The organism is Paenibacillus sp. PL91, from assembly GCF_012935325.2.
GTDB lineage: Bacteria > Bacillota > Bacilli > Paenibacillales > Paenibacillaceae > Pristimantibacillus.
The window spans coordinates 362,465-387,568 of sequence record NZ_JABBYG020000002.1 but is presented as its reverse complement, the minus strand read 5'-3'; the positions used below and the strand labels follow the sequence as shown (position 1 = coordinate 387,568).

General features: G+C 48.8%; 23 protein-coding genes. 18 read left to right on the top strand and 5 right to left on the bottom strand.

What is annotated here, in order from left to right:
* Positions 1 to 85 precede the first annotated feature (85 nt).
* A complete protein-coding gene (locus HI950_RS07115; protein ID WP_054028048.1) occupies positions 86 to 373 on the top strand; it encodes an Fpa/YlaN family protein in 288 nt (95 codons plus the stop codon).
* 52 nt (positions 374 to 425) lie between these two features.
* On the opposite strand, the gene cax is transcribed toward HI950_RS07115, so the two are convergent.
* Complete coding sequence (gene cax / locus HI950_RS07110; protein WP_169083175.1) at positions 426 to 1,484, bottom strand: calcium/proton exchanger; 1,059 nt, start codon at positions 1,482 to 1,484, stop codon at positions 426 to 428.
* 216 nt (positions 1,485 to 1,700) lie between these two features.
* On the opposite strand from cax, the gene HI950_RS07105 reads away from it, so the two are divergent.
* The gene (locus tag HI950_RS07105; RefSeq protein WP_169083174.1) at positions 1,701 to 2,090 is read left to right on the top strand and encodes an Asp23/Gls24 family envelope stress response protein; all 390 of its coding nucleotides are present in this window, start codon (positions 1,701 to 1,703) and stop codon (positions 2,088 to 2,090) included.
* Positions 2,091 to 2,122: 32 nt separating this feature from the next.
* Here HI950_RS07105 and ftsW read toward each other — a convergent pair whose 3' ends face one another.
* Positions 2,123 to 3,331: a putative lipid II flippase FtsW gene (gene ftsW, locus HI950_RS07100; RefSeq protein WP_169083173.1), complete on the bottom strand. Its 1,209-nt coding sequence runs from the start codon at positions 3,329 to 3,331 to the stop codon at positions 2,123 to 2,125.
* A 10-nt stretch (positions 3,332 to 3,341) separates the two neighbouring features.
* On the bottom strand, positions 3,342 to 3,686 hold the full coding sequence (locus tag HI950_RS07095; protein WP_169083172.1) for a YugN family protein: 345 nt from the start codon (positions 3,684 to 3,686) through the stop codon (positions 3,342 to 3,344).
* A gap of 401 nt (positions 3,687 to 4,087) precedes the next feature.
* On the opposite strand from HI950_RS07095, the gene HI950_RS07090 reads away from it, so the two are divergent.
* The gene (locus HI950_RS07090) at positions 4,088 to 5,233 is read left to right on the top strand and encodes an amidohydrolase (protein ID WP_169083491.1); all 1,146 of its coding nucleotides are present in this window, start codon (positions 4,088 to 4,090) and stop codon (positions 5,231 to 5,233) included.
* 67 nt (positions 5,234 to 5,300) lie between these two features.
* Positions 5,301 to 5,732: a CBS domain-containing protein gene (locus HI950_RS07085; RefSeq protein ID WP_169083171.1), complete on the top strand. Its 432-nt coding sequence runs from the start codon at positions 5,301 to 5,303 to the stop codon at positions 5,730 to 5,732.
* Between the two features lie 82 nt (positions 5,733 to 5,814).
* Here HI950_RS07085 and HI950_RS07080 read toward each other — a convergent pair whose 3' ends face one another.
* Complete coding sequence (locus HI950_RS07080) at positions 5,815 to 6,663, bottom strand: thermonuclease family protein (protein ID WP_169083170.1); 849 nt, start codon at positions 6,661 to 6,663, stop codon at positions 5,815 to 5,817.
* A gap of 214 nt (positions 6,664 to 6,877) precedes the next feature.
* On the opposite strand from HI950_RS07080, the gene HI950_RS07075 reads away from it, so the two are divergent.
* From HI950_RS07075 to HI950_RS07045, 7 genes are all read left to right on the top strand, one after another.
* Positions 6,878 to 8,581, top strand: coding sequence for a DNA repair helicase XPB (locus tag HI950_RS07075; RefSeq protein ID WP_317618310.1), 1,704 nt, complete (start codon positions 6,878 to 6,880; stop codon positions 8,579 to 8,581).
* Complete coding sequence (locus HI950_RS07070; RefSeq protein ID WP_169083169.1) at positions 8,578 to 10,611, top strand: helicase-associated domain-containing protein; 2,034 nt, start codon at positions 8,578 to 8,580, stop codon at positions 10,609 to 10,611. The genes HI950_RS07075 and HI950_RS07070 overlap by 4 nt, the downstream gene beginning before the upstream one ends.
* Before the next feature lie 70 nt (positions 10,612 to 10,681).
* The gene (locus tag HI950_RS07065) at positions 10,682 to 11,173 is read left to right on the top strand and encodes a YlbF/YmcA family competence regulator (protein ID WP_169083168.1); all 492 of its coding nucleotides are present in this window, start codon (positions 10,682 to 10,684) and stop codon (positions 11,171 to 11,173) included.
* Positions 11,174 to 11,301: 128 nt separating this feature from the next.
* Positions 11,302 to 11,565 (top strand): YlbG family protein, encoded by a 264-nt coding sequence (locus HI950_RS07060; RefSeq protein WP_169083167.1) that lies wholly within the window; start codon positions 11,302 to 11,304, stop codon positions 11,563 to 11,565.
* Positions 11,566 to 11,841: 276 nt separating this feature from the next.
* Positions 11,842 to 12,279, top strand: coding sequence for a hypothetical protein (locus HI950_RS07055; protein ID WP_169083166.1), 438 nt, complete (start codon positions 11,842 to 11,844; stop codon positions 12,277 to 12,279).
* 129 nt (positions 12,280 to 12,408) lie between these two features.
* Positions 12,409 to 13,320: a selenium metabolism-associated LysR family transcriptional regulator gene (locus HI950_RS07050; RefSeq protein WP_169083165.1), complete on the top strand. Its 912-nt coding sequence runs from the start codon at positions 12,409 to 12,411 to the stop codon at positions 13,318 to 13,320.
* Positions 13,311 to 14,198, top strand: a complete 888-nt coding sequence (locus HI950_RS07045) for a PHP domain-containing protein (RefSeq protein WP_169083164.1) — start codon at positions 13,311 to 13,313, stop codon at positions 14,196 to 14,198. Before HI950_RS07050 ends, HI950_RS07045 begins: the two co-directional genes overlap by 10 nt.
* A gap of 136 nt (positions 14,199 to 14,334) precedes the next feature.
* Here the strand turns inward: HI950_RS07045 and HI950_RS07040 are convergent, their stop codons facing one another.
* Positions 14,335 to 16,104, bottom strand: a complete 1,770-nt coding sequence (locus HI950_RS07040) for an Rqc2 family fibronectin-binding protein (protein WP_169083163.1) — start codon at positions 16,102 to 16,104, stop codon at positions 14,335 to 14,337.
* Between the two features lie 180 nt (positions 16,105 to 16,284).
* On the opposite strand from HI950_RS07040, the gene HI950_RS07035 reads away from it, so the two are divergent.
* The 7 genes from HI950_RS07035 to HI950_RS07005 all read left to right on the top strand — a co-directional run bounded on the left by HI950_RS07035 (position 16,285) and on the right by HI950_RS07005 (position 25,002).
* Entirely contained in the window at positions 16,285 to 19,068 is a 2,784-nt protein-coding gene (locus HI950_RS07035) for a calcium-translocating P-type ATPase, SERCA-type (protein WP_169083162.1), read from the top strand.
* 121 nt (positions 19,069 to 19,189) lie between these two features.
* Positions 19,190 to 20,020 (top strand): diaminopimelate epimerase, encoded by an 831-nt coding sequence (gene dapF, locus HI950_RS07030; protein WP_169083161.1) that lies wholly within the window; start codon positions 19,190 to 19,192, stop codon positions 20,018 to 20,020.
* A gap of 30 nt (positions 20,021 to 20,050) precedes the next feature.
* Complete coding sequence (locus HI950_RS07025) at positions 20,051 to 21,922, top strand: bifunctional homocysteine S-methyltransferase/methylenetetrahydrofolate reductase (RefSeq protein ID WP_169083160.1); 1,872 nt, start codon at positions 20,051 to 20,053, stop codon at positions 21,920 to 21,922.
* Between the two features lie 340 nt (positions 21,923 to 22,262).
* Positions 22,263 to 22,523, top strand: a complete 261-nt coding sequence (remA, locus tag HI950_RS07020; protein ID WP_005548256.1) for an extracellular matrix/biofilm regulator RemA — start codon at positions 22,263 to 22,265, stop codon at positions 22,521 to 22,523.
* Positions 22,524 to 22,536: 13 nt separating this feature from the next.
* Positions 22,537 to 23,154 (top strand): guanylate kinase, encoded by a 618-nt coding sequence (gene gmk, locus HI950_RS07015; protein WP_169083159.1) that lies wholly within the window; start codon positions 22,537 to 22,539, stop codon positions 23,152 to 23,154.
* 16 nt (positions 23,155 to 23,170) lie between these two features.
* Entirely contained in the window at positions 23,171 to 23,380 is a 210-nt protein-coding gene (gene rpoZ / locus HI950_RS07010; protein WP_053375625.1) for a DNA-directed RNA polymerase subunit omega, read from the top strand.
* Between the two features lie 191 nt (positions 23,381 to 23,571).
* A complete protein-coding gene (locus HI950_RS07005) occupies positions 23,572 to 25,002 on the top strand; it encodes an AraC family transcriptional regulator (protein WP_223285180.1) in 1,431 nt (476 codons plus the stop codon).
* The last annotated feature ends 102 nt before the right edge of the window (positions 25,003 to 25,104 follow it).

Here is a 25,104-nt window from a genome sequence, read left to right as displayed (position 1 = left end):
TCTGTTTTGACCTTGTATAATCCCTCTTTTTCGTCTAATATAAAGGGTATAGAAGACGGCGGATACGCGCACAGGGGGGAAAACGATGTCTTCACCGGAAATTACGGTACAATTGCATGAAAAAGCGCTTCGTCTCCTTCAAGAAGATGCGAGTAAAATAGAAAAGCTAATCGAAGTTCAGATGGAAAACTTGACAACCCGTCAATGTCCGCTGTACGAGGAAGTGCTAGATACGCAAATGTATGGATTCTCGCGAGAGGTTGACTTTGCTGTTCGTGCAGGGCTGATAGCAGAGCTTGCAGGCAAGGAAATAGTGAGTCGATTAGAGCGTAATTTAGCAATGCTATACGAAGCTTTGGAAAGAAAAGAGTAGCCTCCAAATGGAGACTACTCTTTTTTTGTTAGGATGGAGCATTGGTATTTGCCTATACAAGGTAGAAGGCAATACCGAGAATTACATAGACCATTAGGAGAAGAACGCCCTCATACCAGTTCGTCTGTCCGTCGCGCGACACGGATTTGGCGATAAAAACGGATACGCCGATTGCGGTCAACTCGATAGGGGTGAACACGATATCCATCGTGTTGCCGAACATCGCGCTGACGAGAATGAGCACAGGCGCAACGAACAACGCGATTTGAAGACTGCTTCCGATGGCGATTTCAACGGCCGCTCCGATCTTGTTTTTCATGGCCAAGATCACGGCTGCGCTATGCTCTGCGGCATTACCGACGATAGCGATGACAAATGCCCCTATAAACAGCTCAGATAGGCCAAATTGCTCGCTAAATGCATCAAGGGTATGTACGAGCCATTCACTCACAAAAGCGACCATGACGGTAGCTAGGACGAGGAAGAAGATCGATTTCCCTTTGGACCAAGCCGGCTCCTCGCCGTGATCGGCATTCATGACCTCGTCAGAGAGCATATCCTTGTGGGTGACCATCGAGAAGATGAGCCACAAAATGTAGGAGATGATCAGAATACCGGCAACCGCTAGGCTTAGGAATTGATCCTTCTCAAAGGTGAACTTCTCTGAAACAACGAATACTGCGGGTACGAAGAGTCCGATAACAGCCATGATCATAAGGGTAGAGTTGTGATCGGCCAATCGGTTGTTGAAGCGCTGCTCCTTGTATTTCAGTCCGCCGAGCAAAATACTAAGTCCCAGCACGAGCAGCAGATTTCCAATGATCGCGCCCGTCAAGCTCGCTTTCACCATGTCGAATTGCTGCTCCTTGATCAAGAATATTGCGATAATAAGCTCAGCGGCATTGCCGAATGTTGCATTTAGAAAGCCGCCTAGCCGCTGACCCGCATAGTGCGCGACGCTCTCGGTCGCTTTGCCAAGGAAGCCTGCCACAAAAATAATGGCAATCGCGGAGATAATGAACTGCAGCGTGTTGCCAAAGTGGGCAAAATGACCGATCCCGCTTAGCGCGAACATGACGATTAAGCCTGTGAAAAACAATTTTTGATTCAAACTAAGCACCTCTTCGCAAATTTGCTGAAAACCTGTTAATAATATAGCGGAAATGATGAGACATGTAAACTTTACCATCATACGATCAAAATGAAACTTACAAATTCTTATATTTTAAAATAACAGATTTTCGCATTCATTTAAAAGCAGTGTTCTTGCTTCGCGACTGACGTTCCATTACAATAAACGTATATGGCAAAATGAGGAGTGAGTCACATGTCCGAAGAACTTCAAACTGGTCTAATCCGAATCTCTGATGATGTAGTAGCAACGATAGCTGGACTCGCAGCGCTTGAAACACCAGGCATTGCAGCAATGTCTGGCGGAATCTCCGAAGGTCTTGCCAAAAGGCTGAGCGGCAAAAACGTGCAAAAAGGCGTATCTGTTGAGGTCGGCACAACTGAGGCAGCTATTGATCTTCGAATTATCGTCCATTACGGCATCCCGATTCAAGAGGTATGCCGTCAACTGCAGCTTAATGTTCGTGAGTCGGTAGAGAATATGACTGGCCTGCATGTTGTGGAAGTGAATGTGAAGGTAGAAGGCGTTGCTTTCAAAGAGGAAGAAATAGAAGAATCGCAGCAGCAGCAGCAACGGCTGAAGTAAGGAAATGGATAGCCAAGAAATCAAAAGACCTCTTACATAGAAGAGGTCTTTTGTTTTGTTGTAAATCGGTTTTGCGAACCGTTTTTCGCATTTCGATTTTCAACTTTATTCGATTCTCTTGAGATGCTTAGAAGAACGCCCATGCTCATGAGGCAAATAAGCAAGGATGAACCTCCATAGCTTATAAATGGCAGGGTGACGCCCGTCATTGGAATCGCGTTGGTAACGCCTCCGATGTTGATGAAAGCCTGCATGGTCAACAGGCCGACGATGCCGATGCCTACGATCGTTCCATATTCATCAGGGCATCGCAAAGCTACGATAAGGCCGCGCCATAAAAATACCAAATAAAATAATAAGAAAATCGTGCTTCCGATAAAGCCAAATTCTTCGGCGATAATCGAGAAGATAAAATCATTGTAGGCGTATTGTAAGTAATGCAATTTTTGAATGCTTTCTCCAAAACCAGCTCCTGTCAATCCACCATGTCCCAACGCTTGCAGAGAAGACACAATTTGAAAGCCAGTATCTTGTGCATCAGCAAGAGGATCAGAATAAGCGGTAAACCGGTCAATTCTATACTGCCATCCTGTTGGGTCGAAAGCCATCCCTATGCTGACGATTATGGCGCCAAATATCGCGACGACGACTCCAACCGCAACAAGATGCTTAAGGTTTGCGCCGCCCGCCAAAATCATTATGGTTGCACACGAGCCGAGCACTAAGCAAGAACCGAGATCGGGCTGCATCATAATTAGGCCGCAAATGAAACCAACGATGACGATGACCGGCAGCAGTCCCTTCTTAAAGTCGCGAAACTTCTCTCCCTTCTTGGAAATAAGCGCTCCGAGATACAAGATGAGTGCAAGCTTGGCAGGTTCCGTTGGCTGGATGCCGAGTGAACCGATACCGAACCAGCTTCGAGCACCGTTAACAGACTCGCTGACAAAAGGGACAAGAACGAGCATGAAAATGACAGGTACGAAGAAGAGCATGAAAGCTTTCTTATATACTTGATATCGCAGGTTCATCATAAACAGCATGGTGAACGTACCAAGGCCAGCCCAAATGAGCTGGCGTTTGATAAAGTAAAGTGAATCATTCCCTGTTGATTTTGAAACGGCTGCAATTCCTGAGCTTGCGCTGAATACCATCACAAGCCCGAAACCTAAGAGCAGAAGTGTCAAAATGAGAAGCAGAAAGTCCGGTCTTCCACGGCTACCGTTCTGCGTGGCTTTCATGTTTTCACCGTTATACTAGCAGCTGTTTCAATTGTTGAAGTCTTTGCGTTGCCGTATTCATAATTGGCTGCGGTACCGGAGATTCATATTCAAGGCCATGCGGAAAAGTAGCTCGTCCGATATAGACGGATTCAATGACTAGCACAGCATGCGGTGATTCAAGCTTACCTTCAACAGCACGAGTTGTAATTCTTAGAAAATATTCGGAGCCGCTTGCACGGTCCTCAAGTTTTAAATCGTATGTAGCGCGATAATATTCCCATTGCCAACGGACGAAGCCAACTTTTTCAGCTGATTCATCTAAATGGTCTAGTTCGCTTTTAACACCGTTTAAGCCGGTATTTTCAATAATCATGGTAGTTCCTCCTAAAGGTTTTGTGAAGCAAAACTGACTTCGTAAGCATATGCTTCCATTTCAAAAGACAGAGTTGTACATTCTTTTCTCATGATAGTATGTTTCCCCAGCAAGCGCAACCCTTACTCCAACCCCTCACCGCGGTTAAAAGTGACATTTTGAAGAAATGTATATTTCCTTTTGATTCATTGTCGCATTCGCTTCCTTAATAAGGGCGTCTTCTGGTAAAATAGATGAAATGATCTTATCCGTTAGGGAGCAAGGCTTCCTTAGGTGCGCTTTGTGAAATAAAACGCAGAGTGAGCTTTCAGAAGTTTTTTGTTTCACAAAAATGTTAGGAGGTTTGCGATTTGCAGACAGAGGATGTCGTAGATCTAGAGCTTCAGCAGCTATACCCGAATATGATTCGCTGGCGGAGGCATCTCCATCAATATCCGGAGCTTTCGTTTCATGAGCGTGTCACGTCGAGCTGGATTGCGAGCCAATTAGAGGAGCTAGGCTGCGAGGTGCAGAAGGATGTTGGCGGGCACGGGCTAATCGCCGTATTTAAAGGGGGCAAGCCGGGACCGGTTGTTGCGCTTAGGGCGGATATTGACGCACTGCCCATCCAAGACGAGAAAAAATGCGAATACGCTTCAAAAGTGCCAAACGTTATGCATGCATGCGGTCATGATGGTCACACGGCAACGCTGCTTGCGGTCGCTTCTTATTATTCCGCTAATCTCACCAATGTTAGCGGTGAACGCAGATTGCTGTTCCAGCCTGCCGAGGAGGTTACGCCAGGCGGAGCCATGCCGATGATTATTGACGGGGCGCTTGACGGTGTAGATGCCATTTACGGCGTGCATTTGTGGACGCCGCTTGCACATGGATTGGTTGCTTCCAAAGCAGGGCCGTTCATGTCCGCAGCGGATGAATTCGTCATTGATATCGTTGGACGCGGGGGACATGGCGGATTGCCGCATCAAGCCATCGATGCGATTATGATCGGCTCTACGCTCGTACAGGCGGTTCAATCGATCGTTAGCCGAAATGTGAATCCCCTCCATCCGGCTGTCGTGTCGATTGGCTCCTTCCAAGCAGGCACTACCAACAATGTCATTGCGGAGCGATGCAGGCTTATGGGCACGGTCAGATCATTTGACGAGAAGACGCGGAAAATGATTCACGAACGCTTGGAATCGCTGATTACGCATGTCTGCCAAATGCATGGAGCTGAGTTCGACTACCAAATGCGGATCGGATATCCGCCTGTGGTGAATGATGCGGCGGAGGCTGAGCGTTTTTTCAAGGTGGGTGAACGATTGTTCGGTGAATCGGCTGTCATCCAGTCGGAGGCCATCACTGTGGCAGAAGACTTCTCCTATTATTTGGAAAAGGTTCCGGGCTGCTTTATGTTTGTAGGAGCCGGCAACGAGAGCTGCGGAGCCCATTACTCGCATCATCACCCGAAGTTCGATATCGATGAGAGGGCCATGGTTCGGGCAGCGAGACTTTTGATCGGAATGGCTGAAGATTACGCGAGCGGATCTGTTGAATCCCCTTAAAGATGAATGTTCAAGCTTTGAAGCGGACATGCTATTCCTTGGACTCACAATCAAGGAGGGTATTCAGATGAAAACCATTAAGCAAATTATGTCCACGGATTGCGTCACAGCTACGATGCAGGATAATGTATACGAGCTGGCTGTGAAGATGAAGCAGCATGATATCGGATTCGTACCGATTGTTGACGGCAAGAAGCTTATCGGTGTAGTAACAGACAGAGATTTGGTCGTACGCGGCTATGCGGAGAAGCATTCCGGCTCAACGGCAGTATCGGAAGTGATGACGACGGATGTGGATACGATAACATCGGATACGTCTGCCGATGATGCAGCAGAGCTGATGGCATCAAAGCAAATCCGCAGGCTGCCTGTAGTGGATGGCGGCGAGCTGGTCGGCGTGCTAGCGATTGGGGACTTGGCGGTTCGTGAGATATTCGTCAATGAAGCAGGGGAGGCACTAAGTGCCATTTCCGAGCACGGGCATACAGCGGTTCATTAATCATTGGAACAAACAAATAAGGCTGCCCGATGCGTAGGATTACGCAAGTGGGCAGCCTTATTTTGCATGGGAGACAGCATACTTACTCATCTTCCCAGACGGACACTAATTCATTGTATTGATTATAGAGCTCAGCAGGATCTGACTCTTTGTTACTCCAAATATTCGTTGCGCCCCATTGCAGCATGGCTATATCTGATGAGATCGCCTCGTCTGCGGAGGAAATAACTACTTTTTGGTGAGCCTCCAGCAAGTAATCCCCAAACGGGTATGTCTGATTGCCGCGTACGCTTACGAGCTTCCAGCCATTCAAATCAATCGCCTGATCAGTTGTGTTCGTTGCAGTGACAAGCTCTGCTTGCTTGTCTACTACAATTATAATGCCGCTACGAGCTGCCTTCTTAACAGGGAACTCCGTGCGATTGCTCTCGAAGTCGCTGCTCCAGAGTCCTCGCTTGGCTTGCTTTGCCTGCTGCTCCAATTGTTTGTATGCGTTTTCCATCTTGACATTAGGTTCAATAATAAGGACCTTTGCCAGACCTTGCTCCAGCAGTATTTCGTTTAACATACGGCCATCTTTTAGCTCAACGACTGCCAGCGTACGACCATATTGATCAGCGGTCTCCTTGTCGAAGGTAAGCCGGACCTCTTGCGATTCAGACAACAGCTTCTCCGTTACTGCGGATGCCTCGGGTCCGAATGGCTCCTCCGGACTATTGGGCTTTTTGGTTTCCGGCGTATCTACATATAGAAGTCGAATCGTCGTTTCATCGGAACCGGTCTTGATCTTAAAGGTGTCACCGTCAACATACCCGGCTACCTGATACCATTGGTTCGTCTGAATAACATTCGAGGAAAGCTCGGAAATGGCCGAACAGCCAACAAGCGGCATGCAAATGAGCATAAGGAGAATGATTATAATTCTTTTCATAGAAGTGATACCTCCAGCCCAATATGCGGTCAATTATGAGAACTTCTTAATTACTATAACACATTTTATATAAAAAAATCGCGTAGTGCATGCGCTAGAAGCAGCATAAAAAAGTGTTAAATTCTTCATACTGACAGGAGAGGGCTTTTGTGTAGAAAACCTAAAGCTAATGACAGCAAGGATCATTTGAGGAACAAATTGCTGGAGGAGGAGAATGATGCACGATCTTCATGAAAGGCCATTAGTCGTCCAATCGGATTTATTGGTGCTCCTTGATGAGAGTAAGCCTAAGGCACAGCAAGCAAGAGAGAAGCTCGTTCTCTTCATGGATGCCGTAAAGCGAGCAGGATCAATACACACCTACCGTATAACTCCCTTAACGCTATGGAATGCGGCAGCGGCAGGCGTTACAACGGACGATATTATCGGCTTGCTTGTGAAATATGGGCGTTATGAGCTGCCTTTTCAAGCAGAGGCAATGATACGCAAGCTGATGGGCCGATATGGCAAGCTCTGGCTATCGACTGATTCGGGGAAACTCTTCCTGCATGGAGAAATATCGATAATGGGTGAGTTGACCGCTCACACATCGATAATGAGCTATGTGACGGCACGGAGTGACGGCGCTTGGGAGCTGAACGATAGCTGCAGAGGAGCTCTGAAGCAGGAGCTGACGCGTCTTGGATATCCAATTATCGATTTGGCCGGCTATCATGCGGGCGAGGAGCTTACTGTTCAAATGAGGAATCGAACGCTGCGTGATCGTGCTTTTGAACTTAGGGAGTATCAACAGGCTGCTGTCGAGCTTTTTTATAAGGAAGGGACAGTGCAGGGTGGGAGCGGTGTTATCGTGCTGCCCTGCGGTGCGGGAAAAACGATTGTCGGTATTGCGGCACTGGCCAGGTTGAGCAGAGCAACGCTTATTCTTACGTCAAACTCCACCTCTGTAAAGCAATGGAAGGACGAGCTTCTTGATAAAACGTCACTTACCGATCCGGAGATTGGTCAATATTGCGGCACGCTGCGGCAGGTAAGGCCGGTTACGATTGCCACTTATAATATGATGACACACCGCAAGTCTAAGGATTCCGCATTTACCCATATGAAGCTGTTTTCTGAACGGGATTGGGGACTCATTATATACGATGAGGTGCATTTGCTGCCTGCCCCAGTATTCAGGATGACAGCGGATATACAAGCGACAAGACGTCTTGGCCTTACGGCGACGCTTGTGAGGGAAGATGGCTGCGCGGAGGACGTTTATTCCTTGATCGGCCCGAAACAGTACGATATGCAGTGGAAAACAGCGGAGGCTGGCTCTTATATCGCTTCGGTGTCATGTACGGAAATTAGAGTGCCGCTCCATAAAAATAAGGAGATTTTGTATGCTCAGGCCAGTGCCCGCTCAAAGCTCAGGCTAGCTGCGGAAAATCCGGGTAAAATCCCTGTTGTGAAGCAGCTTTTGCGCGAGCATGAAGGCAAGCCCACTTTGATCATTGGACAATATTTGAATCAATTGCATGAGCTGTCCACTGAGCTTTGCGCCCCTTTACTTACCGGAGAAGTATCTCAGCAGGAGCGGCAGCAGCTGTATGACAGCTTTAAGGCAGGTCAAATATCAGTGCTTATCGTATCAAAGGTGGCGAATTTTGCGGTTGATTTGCCCGATGCAGCCGTCGCGATTCAGCTCTCCGGCAGCTTTGGCTCACGGCAGGAGGAAGCGCAGCGGATCGGGAGACTGCTTAGACCGAAGGCAGGCAACAATAGCGCGTGGTTTTATACCATTGTGACAGATCAAACAAAGGAAACGGAATTTGCTCTCAAGAGGCAGCTGTTTATGCTTGAGCAAGGCTATCAGTATGAAAGAGTTAGCTTGCCTCATGACGAGATCGAGGTTGTGGAGGCTGCTGCTCAATGAGAATGCAACAATTAGTAGATAAGTTACCGGAGGAGCGATTAAAGAGCTTCATGCAAGCGTCCATATGGCAGCCTGCAAGTCAACGGGAATTGTCGTGGCAGGAAGCAGCGGCAAAGGAGGAGACCATTCAAGAGGCAGCTGCTTTGCTATCTCCTTACGCGGCGCTGGTGTTGAAGGAGATGCTGCGTTTCTTTTGCGCTGCGCCTGTCGAGGGTGAGCGGCTCATTAAACAATTGCGTCGGAATACCGATTTATCGGGTGCAGAATGTCAGATCGGAATAGCTGAGCTAGAGGAAGCTGGCATTTTATTCTCCGTAACAAAAGTATGGGGGGAGAGCCTGTATTTTGTCCCGGTCGATAGCTTTGCCAGTTGGCAGAGGGCACTATTCCCATGCAAGCCTATGTCGATAACAGCTGAGGACAGGGAATGGCTAATGAACGGGGTCATCAGACCGTATTGCAGGCCATTTGGCAGGCAGCTGCTTTCCGCCCTTTCGGCATTGGGGCGAAGCGGCTTGGCGCTTACGATAAATGGAACGCTTCCGAAAAAAACGGTGAATAAGCTGCTGCAGGCCGTTGATATAGATGAAAGCCACTTGAAATCGTTTGATCTAAAATGGTCCTATTCTGACGTTTATCCTTTGAAAGCAGCCTTTATATTGGAAGCGGCGTCCGCCCTTGGCTTGTTTGAAGCCGTGGATGGGTCATTTCAATGGAATGATGAAGTGCTCAGCAGATGGATGAGCCTTGAGGAGACAGAGCGGGAGCGTCAATTGTTGAGCTGGTGTCTCGCTTTGCTGCTTCCGGCTGGAGGCTGGAGCGCGCATCTAGCGGCAGCGGTAACCGCTTTGCAAGCTGGGGAATGGTATTTAGTAAGTGAGCTTGACAATCAGTTAAGCGAAGCAGGCTTGCTGGAAGTCGGCGACGCGGAATCCGTTGAAGGCAGCCTGGTCCCATGCTGGTACGGGCTGTTGTATAGCCTCGGCTGGCTTGAGCTTGTGGATAGTTACCGTTCCGATGTCAAAGAGCTGTTTTTTAGATGGAAGTCTATAGCTCCAATAAGTGGCGTGAACGAGCAACCATACTCGGCTGATCATCCTTTTATTGCCGTACAGCCGAACGGGGAAATTATAGTTGAGCCGGCATGCCCCTTTTGGATCAGATGGGAGCTTGAGCTTCTGGCGGAACGGAAATCGGATGAGCTGATTACGATCTATAGATTGGAAGCGGCATCGATTTCACGTGCACTAGAGTATGGAAGAACAAAAGCGTCTATTCAATCTTTTCTACAGCAGTCATCGGGTGGAATATCGCTTCCGCTTGCGGCTCTGGCTTTGCTGGAAGAATGGACGAGTCGCGCATGCCGCACAACGTTTGCAGAGGTTGCGCTTTTGCGCTGCGACAACGAAGCGATGGCGGCGGTCGTTGAGAATAGTCCAGCTATTTCTCCCTTGCTTGTACAGAAGCTGGGTTCCCTAGATTTCATTGTGGACAGGGCGCAAATTAATGCAATTAGAGGCTTGCTGCAAAAGGCAGGTTATCCAGCGCGCAAGGCTGTGCAGTCAGACGCTCAAAACGAAAATAGCAGCTATCCGATTGTCCGGCCTTTTAACGAGCAAGCTTTTGAAGAGCTCTCAACCAGCAAGCATGGCAGACCAGTACCGTCCTATATTTATGAAGCTTTTCCGCTGCAACATTTTGAACTTAATGAACAGGCTGCAAGAAAGAAGCTTGAATCGATGGCTGAGCTTGACCGGGTGCCAGCGATGTGGACGAAGCAGCTGCGAGCTTATCACTACTCCACCAGGAAGGAGCTTATCGAACAAGCATTGCAGTGGCAAATGCCGGTACAGCTGCGAATGGAGCGCGAGCTTCGTTCATTTATACCTGAAAAGCTTGAGCAGCAGGATGATAGCTGGGCTGTCGTCGGATTGCTTCGCGATGAGCCGGAGAGACTTATGATTCGGTTAACTCCGGATATGTGGGAGGAAATGCGCCTTGTCGTTCCCGGTCAAGGGACTCCAATATAATCTCTATCTATTGGCTGCGTGAATATGATATGATAGTGTAGAATTTAGCGAAATGAAATGAGGTGGATGAATGCCTACTGCTGAAGGTTTAACGGCTTTTCAGTTGGAGCAACCGCAAGGCGGTGTTTCTTCTCTCGATATGGCGTCACTGCTGCTTTGCGCCTATGAATTAGGTGATTGGATCAATCAATCGGCGGAAGTTGCCGAATATTTATATTGGAAGTCGGCTGTGAATGAGGACGAAGAAGTGAAGCAAATGACGAAGCGCTTCGAGAAAGCGAAGGAGCTGTTCGAAGAATGCCAACGCTTTGGCCGCTTTCACCCCGATTACAACGAAGCGAAGGACAAAGTAAAAGGCATTGAGCGGGAGCTAAGCGAGATTGAAAGCGTTCGCCGCTTTAAATATGCCGAGCAGGTCGTAGACGAGATGCTTTATGATGTCTCTCGTACGATAGCGGAGTCCGTATCGGAAAATATTAAAGTGCCAGGCAATGAAAAAGCTGGCGGCGGAAGTTGTGGAAGCGGCGGTTCATGCAGCTGCGGAAGCGGCGGCTGCAGCTAAGCATATTGATTGCGAGGTAGGTTTGCTACGCAAACCTTAGCATGTGCTTACGAAGTAGGTTTGCTACGCAAACCTTAGCATATGCTTACGAAGTAGGTTTGCTACGCAAACCTTTTAGGAGGGAAAGGATGCTACCGGATCGAACAGGTTATATCGTGTGGGTAAGTGATTTGAAGGCTGCAAGGTCTTTGGAAAGATTCGGGACGGTTCATTACATGTCACGCAGAATGCACTATGTCGTCATGTATATGAATGCGGAGCGCTCTGAAGAGGCTGTGCGGCAAATGGGGAAGCTTTCGTACGTTCGTAAGATTGAACGCTCCTATCGAAATGAGATCAAGACCGAATATAGCAAGGATAGCGAAGACAAAACAAGGTTCTATAGCTTGTAAGTTGTTTTTCAATAAATATTAGATAATAATTGACGGGAATGCCGTTGCATTTTTCGTTAAGTTTGTGTAATAATGTAAAATATTACATTCTTGCGAATTACAAGCGCTTCTCAGTGAGAAATAATGCTGGGAGGCGTCTTTTTTGTATTGTAATGCCAAAAACTTACAAAAATGGTTTGACTTTATTTTATTGTTGTAATCTCGGACAATCGTGGTAAAATGGAATAAAATACATAGTATAAAAGCCCTGGTTCCTTGGAAGGAGTAGGTTGCGGAGTGAAAGATAAAATGACGAGAAGATGGAGCACATATGAGTCGTTTTATATTGATCTGGGTGATAAGAAAGTTGCAGATATCGTAATTACGAACCATGCCAAAAGCCGCTGGTTAGACCGGATTGAAAGCGAGAAAACCGGTTTTGAGGACATTGCTGAATTTCTATGGGAATGTCTGAAGCAAGGACGGGTCGAGCCTTATTACCGCAACGAACAGGATGTTTATCTTATAGACGATGATCTCGTATTTGTTGCTGAATTTGCAGAATCATTAACGGAAACGGATATTACCGGAGTTCCTTTACATAAGATGATCATCGTAACCTTTCTAGGACGCATGTCGGAAACAATTGAGCTCAGGGACCTGAAATCCTATTATTCATGGCTTCGACACTCTAGGCGAATGACTCTTGTGAAGAGCAGTAGAAAACGTAAATAGGACATTATAACTATATATAAACGGTGAAAGCATGCAATCGCTATAGATTGCATGCTTTTTTATTGCGGTTGTAAGATTCTGATCAAGCTTTGTAGTATAATATTGACCAGAAGAAAGGATGATTGGTTCATGGCGCTTAATTTTCATCAGCTGCATATTTTCTGTACGGTTGCAGAACGCGGCAGCTTCTCGGCTGCGGCGCAATCTTTACATATGACACAGCCCGCTGTCACGATGCAAGTGCAGTCGTTGGAGGATTATTTCGGTACAAAACTGCTGCAGCGTTCTACGAAGCGCATTGAGCTGACAGAAGCGGGACGGGCACTAATGCCTTATGCCCAGCGCAGCATCGATTTAATTCGCGATACGGATCAGGCGATGTCAGCCTTCACGAAACAGCTGAAGGGGAGACTGCAGCTAGGCTCAAGTCTAACGATTGGCGAATACATACTGCCGCGCTTGCTCGGTCCGTTCGGTCAAGAATATCCGCATATTTCAATAAGCATGAAAGTTATGAACACCTCGCAAATTATGGAGGATATTTTGAATCATCAGCTCAATTTTGGTCTCATCGAGGCTCCGATTAATCATCCGGATATGCATATGGAAGCGGTAATGAGCGATGAGCTGAGATTGATTGTATCCAAGTCGCATCCATTAGCGGAGCGTGCTTCCGTTACGTTAGAGGAAGTTATGGAATATCCGTTTGTGCTGCGTGAGCAAGGTTCGGGGACAAGGCTGGTGATGGAAGAGCAGCTGAGAAACAAAAACATCGATCCCGCTTCTATGAAAATCGTAATGGAGCTGGGAAGCACGGGTGCCGTAAAGTCAGCAGTAGAGGCAGGCTTAGGCATTTCCTTCATCTCATCCTCTTCCGTAAAGCATGAGGTGGCGCTCGATTTAATCCGAATGATTAAGGTGTCGGATTCGAAGTTCCAGCGGCAATTTTATTCGATATATTTGAAATCAGCCATTTTGCCGATTTCCGCCGTCACTTTTTTATCCTTTTTGAGAGAGAGGGACTTACAGCAATGGCTCTAAATAACGGACTAGCTGATCTTCACACCCATACGACTGCTTCTGACGGCATGCAATCCCCAGCTGAGAACGTTCGGTTGGCCAAAGAGGCAGGACTTGCGGCAATCGCCATTACCGATCACGATACCGTTGCTGGCGTAGCGGAAGCGATGCTGGAAGGAAAGCGGTTAGGTATTACGGTTGTGCCCGGCGTTGAAGTGAGCACCGTTGCAAGCGGGACGGATATTCACATACTTGGCTATTACACGAATAACGAAGACGAGAAGTGGCTTTCGCGATTATCAAGCCTCCGGGGATTAAGGGGTCAACGAAATGAGATGATTCTAAATAAGCTGAACGAGCTCGGAATTGCGGTCACGATGGAGGAGGTCATAGCTGCGGCGCACGGCAACAGCAACATGGAGTCGTTGCAGGCTGCAGCCGTTAGTATCGGTCGTCCTCATATTGCTGCCGTGCTTGTAAACAAAGGTATTGTTTCCAATATGAAAGAAGCATTTGATCTTTACTTAAAAACAGGTGCTGCGGCTTACGTCAACCCTCCGAGGCTGAATCCGTTCGAGGCTGTGGATTGGATTCGTGAAGCTGGCGGCACCAGCGTCATTGCGCATCCGGGATTATATGGCAATGATTCATTGGTCGAGGAGATTATCCGCTATGGCATTCAAGGGATCGAAGTGTTTCACTCGGATCACAACCCTGAGGATGAAAGCCGATATGCGCAGCTCGCAGCGAAATATCAATTAATTGCGACAGGCGGCTCGGATTTTCATGGATCGCGTCAAGGCGTTATTTTTCATGGTGAGATAGGCAATCGTACGGTAGATGCTAAAGTGCTTCAGCAGCTTGAGCCAGCCTTGCGGAAAGAACGCAGTGAATCATAGCATTTTGTCCCGAGTGGAACGGCTGTATAGGCGCAATTATCCTAGAGGGAGATAGCAAGAGCTTCGCAAAAAAACACGGCTGCTTATTCCAAAAGAATAAGCAGCCGTGTTTTTTCATGCTTCATTAATTTGCTGTTTACTTTAATTCGCTTGCAAGCGATTTAATGCGCTGCTCGTCAGGCGTAATGTACAGCGTCTTCTGGTTGTCGTAAATAACGAAGCCGGGCTTAGCGCCATTTGGCTTGCGAACATGTCGAATCGTCGTGTAATCCACCGGAATCGAGCTTGAGTCGCGCGCTTGGCTGTAATGCGCGGATAGCATCGCTGCTTCCTCAAGCGTGGCATTGCCGAAGTCGCCGCCTCTAATCACGACATGCGACCCAGGGATATCCTTCGTATGGAGCCAAGTATCGGAAGGCGCTGCGAGCCGGTTCGTTAAATATTCATTTTGCGTATTGTTCTTGCCGACGTATATCGTTGCTCCCTCAGAGGAGGTATAGCACAGCAAGGTCGGTTTAAGTGTTTTTTTCTTCTTCGGACCGCGCCGGCCGCGCTCCTTCATATAACCCTGCTCAACGAGCTCGTCGCGTATCTCGCCAATATCCCCGAGTGAGGCATTGTCGACCTGCTGCAGCAGCGCTTCGAAATATTGGATTTCGGTACGGGCGAGCTCCATTTGCTCGGCGACGATAGACAAGCTGTTCTTATGCTTCGTGTATCGGCGGAAATATCGCTGGGCGTTGTCCGATGGCGTAAGCTGCGGATCCAGATCAATTTTGACTACAGCCTGCTCCTCATCGTAAAAGTTAACGAGCTCAATAGTCTTGTCGCCTCGCTTTATTTGATGCATATAAGCGGTAAGCAGCTCGCCGAGCACTCGATATTTTTCCGCATCCTTCGCTTCAACGAGCGTATCCTCAAGCTTTTTGATTTTGGATATGTTCTTGGCTTTTTCATTTTGAACGAAGCGAATGAGATCCGCAGCTCGCTGCTTGACGGTGTCGCGTTCCGCCTTGTTGCCGTAAAAGCCTTCAAGACAAGCGCTTATGTCCGGATAAAGGACAGCCTCACCGTCGATGTGCGTAAGCTCCGTGATGGAGAAAAACGATTTTCCGGTGTCCGGGCTTGTTTTTATCGTTGGCGTGTAATGATCGTTTCTCACTTGCTCGATAAAGCTCGAATAGCTGCTCCACAATGATGCAAGACTTTGCTGCGATTCGCCATCTTCTTCTGCAGGTTCTACCGCGTCAATGTTTGCACGGTGCACAAGCTCCTTCGCGAGAAGGGGGCTAAAGCCGCTAAACTTGTCCACGAGTTTTTTGTGCAAGGGGGCCGTCTCGTCGGTATCGCTAAGCGCATCAAGAAACTGCTGCTCGTTCTCGATGGCTAAAGGATCAAGCTTGCCTTGCTCGGGCGGCGAAGTGTAGCTGCTGCCGGGCAGCACGATGCGATGGCTGCTAATTGCTGGCGTGACATGATGAATGCCGTCATGAATGATGCCTGTTGATGGGTCCATCAAAATAATGTTGCTATGCCGCCCCATAATTTCGATGACTATCGTTTTGTTTGATAGATCGCCGAGCTCGTCGCGGTGCTTCACTTCGATATGAATGATCCGCTCGCGCCCGATTTGGCGAATGGATTCGATCATGCCTCCTTCGCAATGCTTGCGAAGAAGCATGCAGAACATAGGCGCTTCCATCGGATTGACATACGTACCTGTAGTCCAGTGGACGCGGGGATAGGTTGGATTGGCGGACAGCAGCAGCTTGCCCTGCGTACCGGCGCCGCGAATGCTGAAAACAAGCTCGTGATCGGTGGGCTGATGGATTTTATGTATACGCGCGCCAACGCAGCGCTGTAGGTCATGCGTAATCGCATGGGTGACGATACCGTCTAATGCCATGGTGTGTAGTTCCTCGCTTCCTTGGTCTTTCTTTCTCTATCATGCCATAGTTGAGACAAAAACTTAAGTCCTTGATGGGATATTTTATGGGCTGTCCGAATACATTTACCCTATAAAGGCTGTCCGAAGGGCCGGCGTCGTTGCTGCTTGGCTCGGCATATTACGGGAGGGAGTTATACCATGGAACAAATGAAATGGCATCAAATGGGGACAAATGAGTTGGTTGATGCGTTAGTCAGCTCCCCAGATCAAGGGCTGACGACGTCGGAAGCGGCTCAGCGGCTGGAGAAGCATGGTCGGAACGAATTGAGCGAGGGGAAGCGCGTATCGCCGATATTGCTGTTCCTTAATCAATTTAAAGATTTTATGGTGCTCGTCTTAATGGGAGCGACTTTGATTTCTGGCTTGCTTGGCGAATATTTGGACGCAATCACGATTGTGGCCATCATCGCCATTAACGCAGTACTAGGCTTCGTTCAGGAATTTCGCGCGGAACGTTCCTTGCGGGCGCTCAAGGAATTGTCAGCTCCAACGGCTAAAGTTATCCGAGGCGGGGAATTAATGACAGTTCCGGCTAAGGAGCTTGTTGCCGGAGACCTTATTTATTTGGAAAGCGGAGACCGGATACCGGCTGACGTTCGGCTGCTGGAGGCTAATAGCTGCTATGTCGAGGAATCGGCCCTGACAGGGGAATCTGTGCCTGTCGGGAAGCATGCTGCTGCTATTGGAGAAGAAGATTTGCCGCTCGGTGATCAGCGCAACATGGGGTTCATGGGTACGATGATCACGCGTGGAACGGCTAAAGCCGTCGTCATTCGTACGGGCATGGATACGGAGATGGGCAAAATTGCAGGGCTAATCGAGCAGACGGAATCGATGGAAACGCCGCTGCAGCACCGTCTGGAGCAGCTTGGCAAAATATTGATCGTCGTCGCAGTAGGTCTGACGATTATGGTTGTCGTTGCAGGTATTTTGCATGGCCAGCCTGCGTATGGCATGTTCCTAGCCGGCGTAAGCTTGGCGGTTGCAGCGATCCCGGAAGGTCTGCCGGCTATCGTGACGATCGCCCTAGCGCTTGGCGTACAGCGGATGATCAAGCGGAAAGCAATCGTTCGCAAGCTTCCTTCTGTTGAGACGCTCGGCTGCGCATCGGTTATTTGTTCGGACAAGACGGGAACGCTGACGCAAAACAAAATGACCGTTACCCATGTATGGATTGGCGGAAGACAGCTTGAGGTAAGCGGAGAGGGCTATGATCCGACCGGCGCTATTTATGAAGCGGGCAATGCCCTCGATATTAAGCATGATCAATCCGTAAAGCGTCTCCTTCAAATTAGCGCCCTATGCAATAACGCTCAGATCGTGAAGGTTGAGTCTGCGGAAACGGGCAAACGCAAAAGCAAGGATGTGCAAGAGGAATGGGTGCTTAAGGGTGATCCGACAGAGGGTGCGCTAGCTGTCCTGTCTGCCAAGCTAGGCTCATCCGCCAAGGCGCTGGAGCAGCTTTATAAGCGGGAGAAGGAATTTCCGTTCGATTCGGAGCGGAAGCGGATGTCGGTCGTCGTGTCGCATCAGGGCGGACGCCTCGTTTGCACGAAGGGCGCTCCAGATCTTCTCATGGATCATTGCTCGTATGTGCTTTGGGAAGGAAAGGTTGTGCCGTTCACAGCCACGTTAAAACGCAAATGCGCGGAAGCGGGCGAGCTAATGGCGCAATCGGCCCTGCGTGTGCTGGGACTTGCCTATCGCGATTTGCGCGCAGGCGATGTATGCGAGACGGAGAGCGACGCGGAATGCCAGCTTGTATTCGTCGGCTTGACCGGCATGATCGATCCGCCGCGCCGCGAGGTGAAGGAAGCGATAGCAATGTGCAGACGCGCGGGTATCAAGACGGTTATGATCACTGGCGATCATCAATTGACGGCGGAAGCGATAGCCGGACAGCTCGGCATTATGCCGCGCGGCGGAATCGCCATGAGCGGCAGGCAGCTGGAAGCGATGGACGACGAGCAGCTTGACCGGCTGGTGGATAATATTTACGTTTATGCGCGCGTCTCGCCAGAGCATAAACTGCGGATCGTCAAGGCGCTGCAGCGGCAAGGGCATGTTGTCGCCATGACAGGCGATGGCGTTAATGATGCTCCTGCGATAAAAGCGGCTGATATCGGCATCGCGATGGGCATCACTGGCACGGATGTGTCGAAGGAAGCTTCAGCGCTCGTCCTGAGCGACGATAACTTCTCGACGATCGTAGCCGCAATTGAAGAAGGACGAGGTATTTATGAAAATATCCGCAAGTTCATTCGCTATTTGCTTGCATCGAACGTAGGAGAAATTCTCGTTATGTTTTTGGCGATGATGGCGGGGCTTCCGCTGCCGCTGGTGCCGATTCAAATATTATGGGTCAACCTGGTCACGGATGGTTTGCCGGCGATGGCGCTTGGCGTGGATCAGGCGGAGAAGGATTTGATGCAGCAGAAGCCGCGATCGGCCAAAGAGAGCATTTTCTCGCGCCGGCTCGGCTGGAAAATTATCAGCCGCGGCATTTTGATCGGGGTTTGCACGCTTGGAGCATTCTGGATTACGCTGCATGACGCGCCAAGCAGCGCCGCTCAGCTCATGAAGGCGCAGACGGTGGCATTCGCTACTTTAGTCATGGCACAGCTCATTCACGTATTCGACTGCAGGAGCTCTCGGTCCATTTTTCACCGCAATCCATTTCAAAATAAATATTTGGTGCTCGCCGTGCTCTCGTCGCTGCTGCTTATGATCGGCGTGCTCTATATCGAAGCCTTGCAGCCGATCTTCAAAACCGTTCCGCTTAACTTCCGCGAATGGTGCCTTGTCTTTGTAGCCGCTGGAATTCCGACATTCTTAATGGGAATTGGCAGCGTGCTCGGCACGAAGAAGAAAAACAACAACAAAACAAAATGGCCGATTGGTCCGCAAACCGCGGCAAGATAACGTAAAAATACAAATGATGATACAAATTATGAATAGCCTTTCTCCTTGCTTTGCGGTATGCTATTAGGAATTAATCATAGTTTTATTATACCTAGAGATGCGGCAAGGAGAGGGCTAACAGATGAATTTTACGAAGATGAACGGTTTAGGAAATGACTTTATCGTCATTGCGGGCGAGCAGCAGCTCCCTGATAATGTGGCGGATTTGGCCATCCGTCTTTGCAACCGGTTTTTTGGAATCGGCGCAGACGGGCTTGTTTATATTTTGCCCTCGGAGGTCGCGGACTTCCGCATGCGGATTATCAATTCCGATGGCTCTGAAGCAGAGCAGTGCGGCAACGCTATTCGCTGCGTAGCTAAATACGTTTATGATAATGGCTTAACCGATAAAGAAGAGATTACGATCGAAACGCTCGGCGCCGGCGCTCAAAAGGTGCAGCTCACCGTTCAAGCGGGCGAAGTGTCATCGGTCCGCGTAGATATGGGAGAGCCTATTCTAAATGGCCTTCAAGTGCCGACTACCGTCGATGCTGAGCGTGTCATTGAGCATCCGATTGAGGTGGATGGACGTGAATTCCGTTTCACCGCTGTATCGATGGGCAACCCTCACTGCGTGATCTATGTAGACGATGCTGTTCATTTTGATCTGAACACATGGGGACCTAAGCTTGAGACGCATCCATTGTTTCCTCGCAAAATCAATGTGGAATTCGTAACGGTTAATTCCCGTTCCCATACCGACATGCGCGTCTGGGAGCGCGGCGCGGGTCCAACGCTTGCTTGCGGTACCGGCGCATGCGCAACGGTCGTCGCTTCGGTATTGACCGGCGCAACGGATCGGACGGCTACCGTATCGCTTAAAGGCGGCGATCTTCTCATTGAATGGAACGAGTCCGACAATCACGTATACATGACTGGTCCTGCTGCGGTATCGTTCCGCGGCTCACTGTAAGAGCAACGTCAGATGGGTGGTATGAAAATAATGAAACCGGATTTGAGGGAAGCGCTCCAGCAGCGTATCTTGACCGGGGACGGCGCGATGGGAACCTATCTTTATCAGATGGGGTTCCCTGTCGGCGTTTCTTACGAAGAATTTAATACGCTTCGTCCCGATGTCATCGAGAACATTCATCGCCGCTATTACGAGGCAGGTGCGCGTGTTATTGAGACAAATACGTTCTCAGCAAATTTGGAGAAGCTCTCTAAATATGGCTTGGAGGGCGATATGGATGCGATTAACCGTGCAGGCGTGCGCGTTGCCCGTGCAGCCATCGGCGATGACGCTTATGTCGTGGGTGCGGTAGGCTCCATTCGTGACGGCAAGCTGAAAAATTTGCGAACGGCAAAAGTAATCGAAGCCTACCAGCGCCAGATGCATGCTCTGCTTGAAGAGGGCGTGGACGGACTCCTGCTCGAAACGTTCTACGATCTTGATGAGATGCTGCTTGCGCTTCGCATTGCGAGGGCGGCATCCAACGTACCTGTCATTTGCCAGTTTGCGGTCGAGGATGTTGGCCGCACGCAGGATGGCAATGGGATGTTGGGGGCATTTAATCAGCTTCAGGAAGCTGGTGCTGACGTAGTTGGCTTCAATTGCCGTAGCGGCCCTAACGGAATTATGAGAGCGATTGATTCGATAGCAGGACCGGTAGGCTTGCCATTATCGGTATATCCGAACGCGGGCATACCGGATTATATTGATGGCAAATATGCGTACAGCGCAGGCCCTGAATACTTTGCAGAGTCAGCCCAGCGCTTCGCTGATCGCGGCGCGCGCCTGATCGGCGGCTGCTGCGGAACGACGCCTGAGCATATCAAGGCAATAGCGGCAGCGCTTGACGGTTATATTCCTAAGCTCGGACAAGCTTCACCAACGGCTGTAATGGAGAAAATTGTCGTTAAGCCTGTTGAGAAGCAGGCAGAAGCGGAAACGGCACCACAGAAGGCTGCGGTGCAGGAGCCATCAATCGTTGATCTAGTAAGGAAGCGGCATACGGTCATCGTTGAGCTTGATCCGCCTCGTGATTTGGATATTCGCAAGTTTATGGATGGCGCGGCAGCGCTGAAGGAAGCGAAGGCGGATGCGGTTACGATGGCTGACAACTCGCTAGCGGTTACGCGTATGAGCAACATTGCGCTTGCGGCGCTGGTGCAGGAGAAAGTAGGCATTCGTCCGCTTGTCCATATCGCTTGCCGCGACCGCAACCTGATCGGGACGCAGTCTCATATGATGGGACTGGATGCGCTCGATATTGATCACGTGCTGGCTGTAACGGGAGATCCTGCCCGGTTCGGCGACCTGCCGGATTCAAGCTCGGTTTACGATCTTACCTCGTTCGAAATGATTCGGATGATCAAGCAGTTGAACGACGGAACGGCATTCTCGGGCAAACCGCTCAAGCAAAAGGCGAAATTCGTAGTAGGCGCGGCATTTAATCCGAACGTCAAGCATTTGGATAAGGCTGTTCAGCGTCTTGAGCGCAAAATCACGTCAGGCGCGGACTATATCATGACCCAGCCTGTTTATGATTCGGTCTTGATTGAGCGGATCGCAGAATCGACGAAGCATTTATCGGTACCTGTATTTATTGGCATCATGCCGTTGGCTAGTGGACGAAATGCTGAATATTTGCATAACGAGGTGCCGGGCATACAGCTCTCCGATGAGGTTCGTCAGCGGATGTCGGGTCTCGAAGGCGAAGCGGGTCGAGCGGAAGGCGTGCAAATCGCGAAGGAGCTTCTCGACGCGGCATTGCCTCATTTTAAAGGAATATATTTAATTACGCCGTTTATGTTCTATGATATGGGCGTTCAGCTCACGGAATACGTGTGGAAGAAGACAGAGCGTATGTAGCCAAATAAGCGGAAAAGAATGCGAAAATCAAGCTTTTTTGCTTGTTTTCGCATTTTCGCTTGTTCGTTTGTAAAAAATCAATTAAAATAAAGCATGGATACTGTTGCCACGCTTACACAGCATGGCAAGGACAGGCTGCCGATCAGCGGCTTCGGCATATGCTTTAGCGTGCATCGGGACGTATGTCCGGCACTTTTTTCGTCAACAATAGTGCAGTAGTTCTGTCGGTTTTTGGCAAGAACGCAAACTTGTCGTATTCACATTTATAAAATATAAACGAGTATTTGAACATTTGCAGGCAGATGCACAGGGAAGGCCGTAGGCGGAGGAGGAACCAGGCTTGGCTATTAAACTTATTAATATCGGATTCGGTAATATTGTATCAGCAAACCGCATTATTTCAATCGTAAGCCCGGAATCGGCTCCGATTAAGAGAATCATTCAAGAGGCACGCGATAGGCACATGCTTATTGATGCAACATATGGACGCCGCACGCGAGCTGTTATTATTACAGATAGCGATCATGTGATATTATCGGCTGTTCAGCCTGAGACGGTTGCGCACCGATTATCCACTAAGGACGACGATAACGACGAATAGTACGGGGAGTAATATGGATAAGGGATTGCTAATTGTATTGTCCGGCCCTTCAGGGGTTGGCAAAGGGACGGTTTGCTCCGTTCTTCGTAAAAAGGTTCCTGAGCTGGTGTATTCGGTGTCGGCAACGACAAGGCTGCCGCGTCAGGGTGAAGTAGAGGGCGTTAACTATTTTTTCAAAAGCAGAGAGCAGTTCCAGGATATGATTGCGCGAGACGCACTTTTGGAGCATGCTGAATATGTTGGTAATTACTACGGAACACCTCGTGATTTCGTGGAACGTACTTTAGCAAGCGGCAAGGATGTTATATTGGAGATTGAAGTGCAGGGTGCGCTGAAGGTGAAACAAAAGTTTCCCGAAGGCATTTTCGTATTTCTTTTGCCTCCATCCTTGGATGAGCTGAAGCAACGAATTACCGGCCGTGGCACAGAAACCTTGGATACGATCAATAATCGTATGTCTGTAGCGGTAGAAGAAATGAATTTGCTCGGCCACTACGACTATGCGGTATTGAATGATGAGATAGATGCTGCTTGCGATCGTATTCGCAGCATCATGATTGCTGAGCACTGCCGCAGAGAAAGATATTTGCCTTACGTTTCGGGTATGGTTGCCGCAATTGAGAAAGCATGAGTGAGGAGAATGAACGATGTTATATCCGTCCATTGATGAAATGGTGAAAAAAGTTGACAGTAAATACACGCTTGTTGTAGCGGCTTCCAGACGCGCTCGCATGCTCCGCAACGGAGACAAGTCGGAGCTTAAAAATCCACGCTCCCGCAAGTATGTAGGTGTTGCGCTGGAAGAAATTTACGGCGACATTCTCCAAGTAGAAAACCTCGCAACTAAAGAGGATTAATACAATATTCGCTAACAAGGAACGGAGTGCCTACTGCATAGTAGGTGCTCTTTTTTTTTGCACGAAGGCAGCTCAAAAGGATAAAAACAATTTTCTATTTCAAATGGATACCCTATTGGGTATAATGAGAACGATTATCACTTAAATAATCATTTCGTTTGTAGTCCTATAAAAAGAGGGTGTGGTTTGTGATGTTTTTAAAACGAGTGCCTGTGAAACGTAAAGGCGTTAGCTGTTATTACTATAAAGTGGTTGAATCTTATCGAGATGAGCTTGGAAAGCCGAAGCATCGATTAATTTCGAATCTTGGTGTTCTCACAGATGCAGAGGCGGATGAAGTAAGGTTACAGCTGCGATTGGACAAGGATGCATGGTTGACGCAGCGAAGGGCTGTGGTTATCAATGCTGCTGAAGCTGACCACATGCTGAATAGGCCTAGACGAATGTCCAAGAAAACTGAAACAAGCAATCCAAAAACGGAGCGCCATGGCCGACAAAAGCAACCAATAGCGCAGCCTTGGCTGGATTCCGCACTTGAATTTATTAGAGACAATTATCGAGATCCGATAACGAGAAAGCAGCTCGCAGCTCTTTCGGGCGTTAGCATCGAACATTTCTCAAGAGAGTTCCGGCGGCATACGGGCAAAACATTCAAAGCGTACCTGACGGAATTACGCATTCGAGCGGCCCAGGAGGAGCTGTTAAGCTCTAAATCGGGTTTAGTTGATATCGCGCTGAATGTCGGCTACAAGGACGGATTTTATTTGAGCAGGAAATTCAAGCAAGTGGTTGGTACGGCACCAATGTTCTATATTAAACGTCCGAAGAAAATAGCTTCTTTGACTTATAATTATTCGGCAAGTCTACTGGCTCTAGGTGTGATGCCAAGCATTGCGGTCGTCTCAGGCTGGGCTTCTAATCATTTTCGAAATGTGGAGAAAGAACAACCACAGCAATGGTTTGGAAATGTGCCAGTTCGTATAAGCGATGCGATAAGTCCGTATAAGCCTGATCTGATTTTTGATTATAGGATAAGTGAGGAACAAACCGCAGCGCTGCGCGCTATTGCACCGTTAATAAGCCTGCCGTTTGAGCAGATGGATTGGGATGAGCAGTTTCGTTTTATCGCAGATGTCGTAGGCAAAGGTGGCGAAGCAAGCGAATGTTTGAATCGGCTCGAGGGATTAATTGAGCAAGCAAATCGGAAATTGGATCAAAAGATGGGCACTCGCGGAACAGCCGTTGTTGTGGAGCTTGGCATGGACAAGTGTTATGTTTTTGGCGAAAGGTGGGGACGAGGCACGCATGTTCTGTATGATCAACTTCAGTTCGCGCCGCCTCAAAGTCTTCTGCAGGACGGAAGCTGCAGAGTTGGCTATGTTGAGATGTCGATTGAGTCCGTTCCTACATACGCCGCCGATCATTTGTTTTTTGCACTGCCGCCATGTGTGGATGAACGAGCGAAGGTACTTGCCGCTATGAATACAGAAAGCTGGAATCGTATCGAGGCCGTCAAAAATAAACAGGCCTATTCCATTGACGGAGAATCCTTTTATGGCTTTGATCCGGCTTCTACTCAAAAGCAGCTACTCGATATCGTAACCTTGCTGACCAGAACATGAAAAGCAAATTCGCAAGCTGCATCACATTAAGGCATGGACGTTTGAGGCGCTCTGTTGGTAAAGTTATTTTTGAGAATGATTATCATTCGTATTAAATAACTG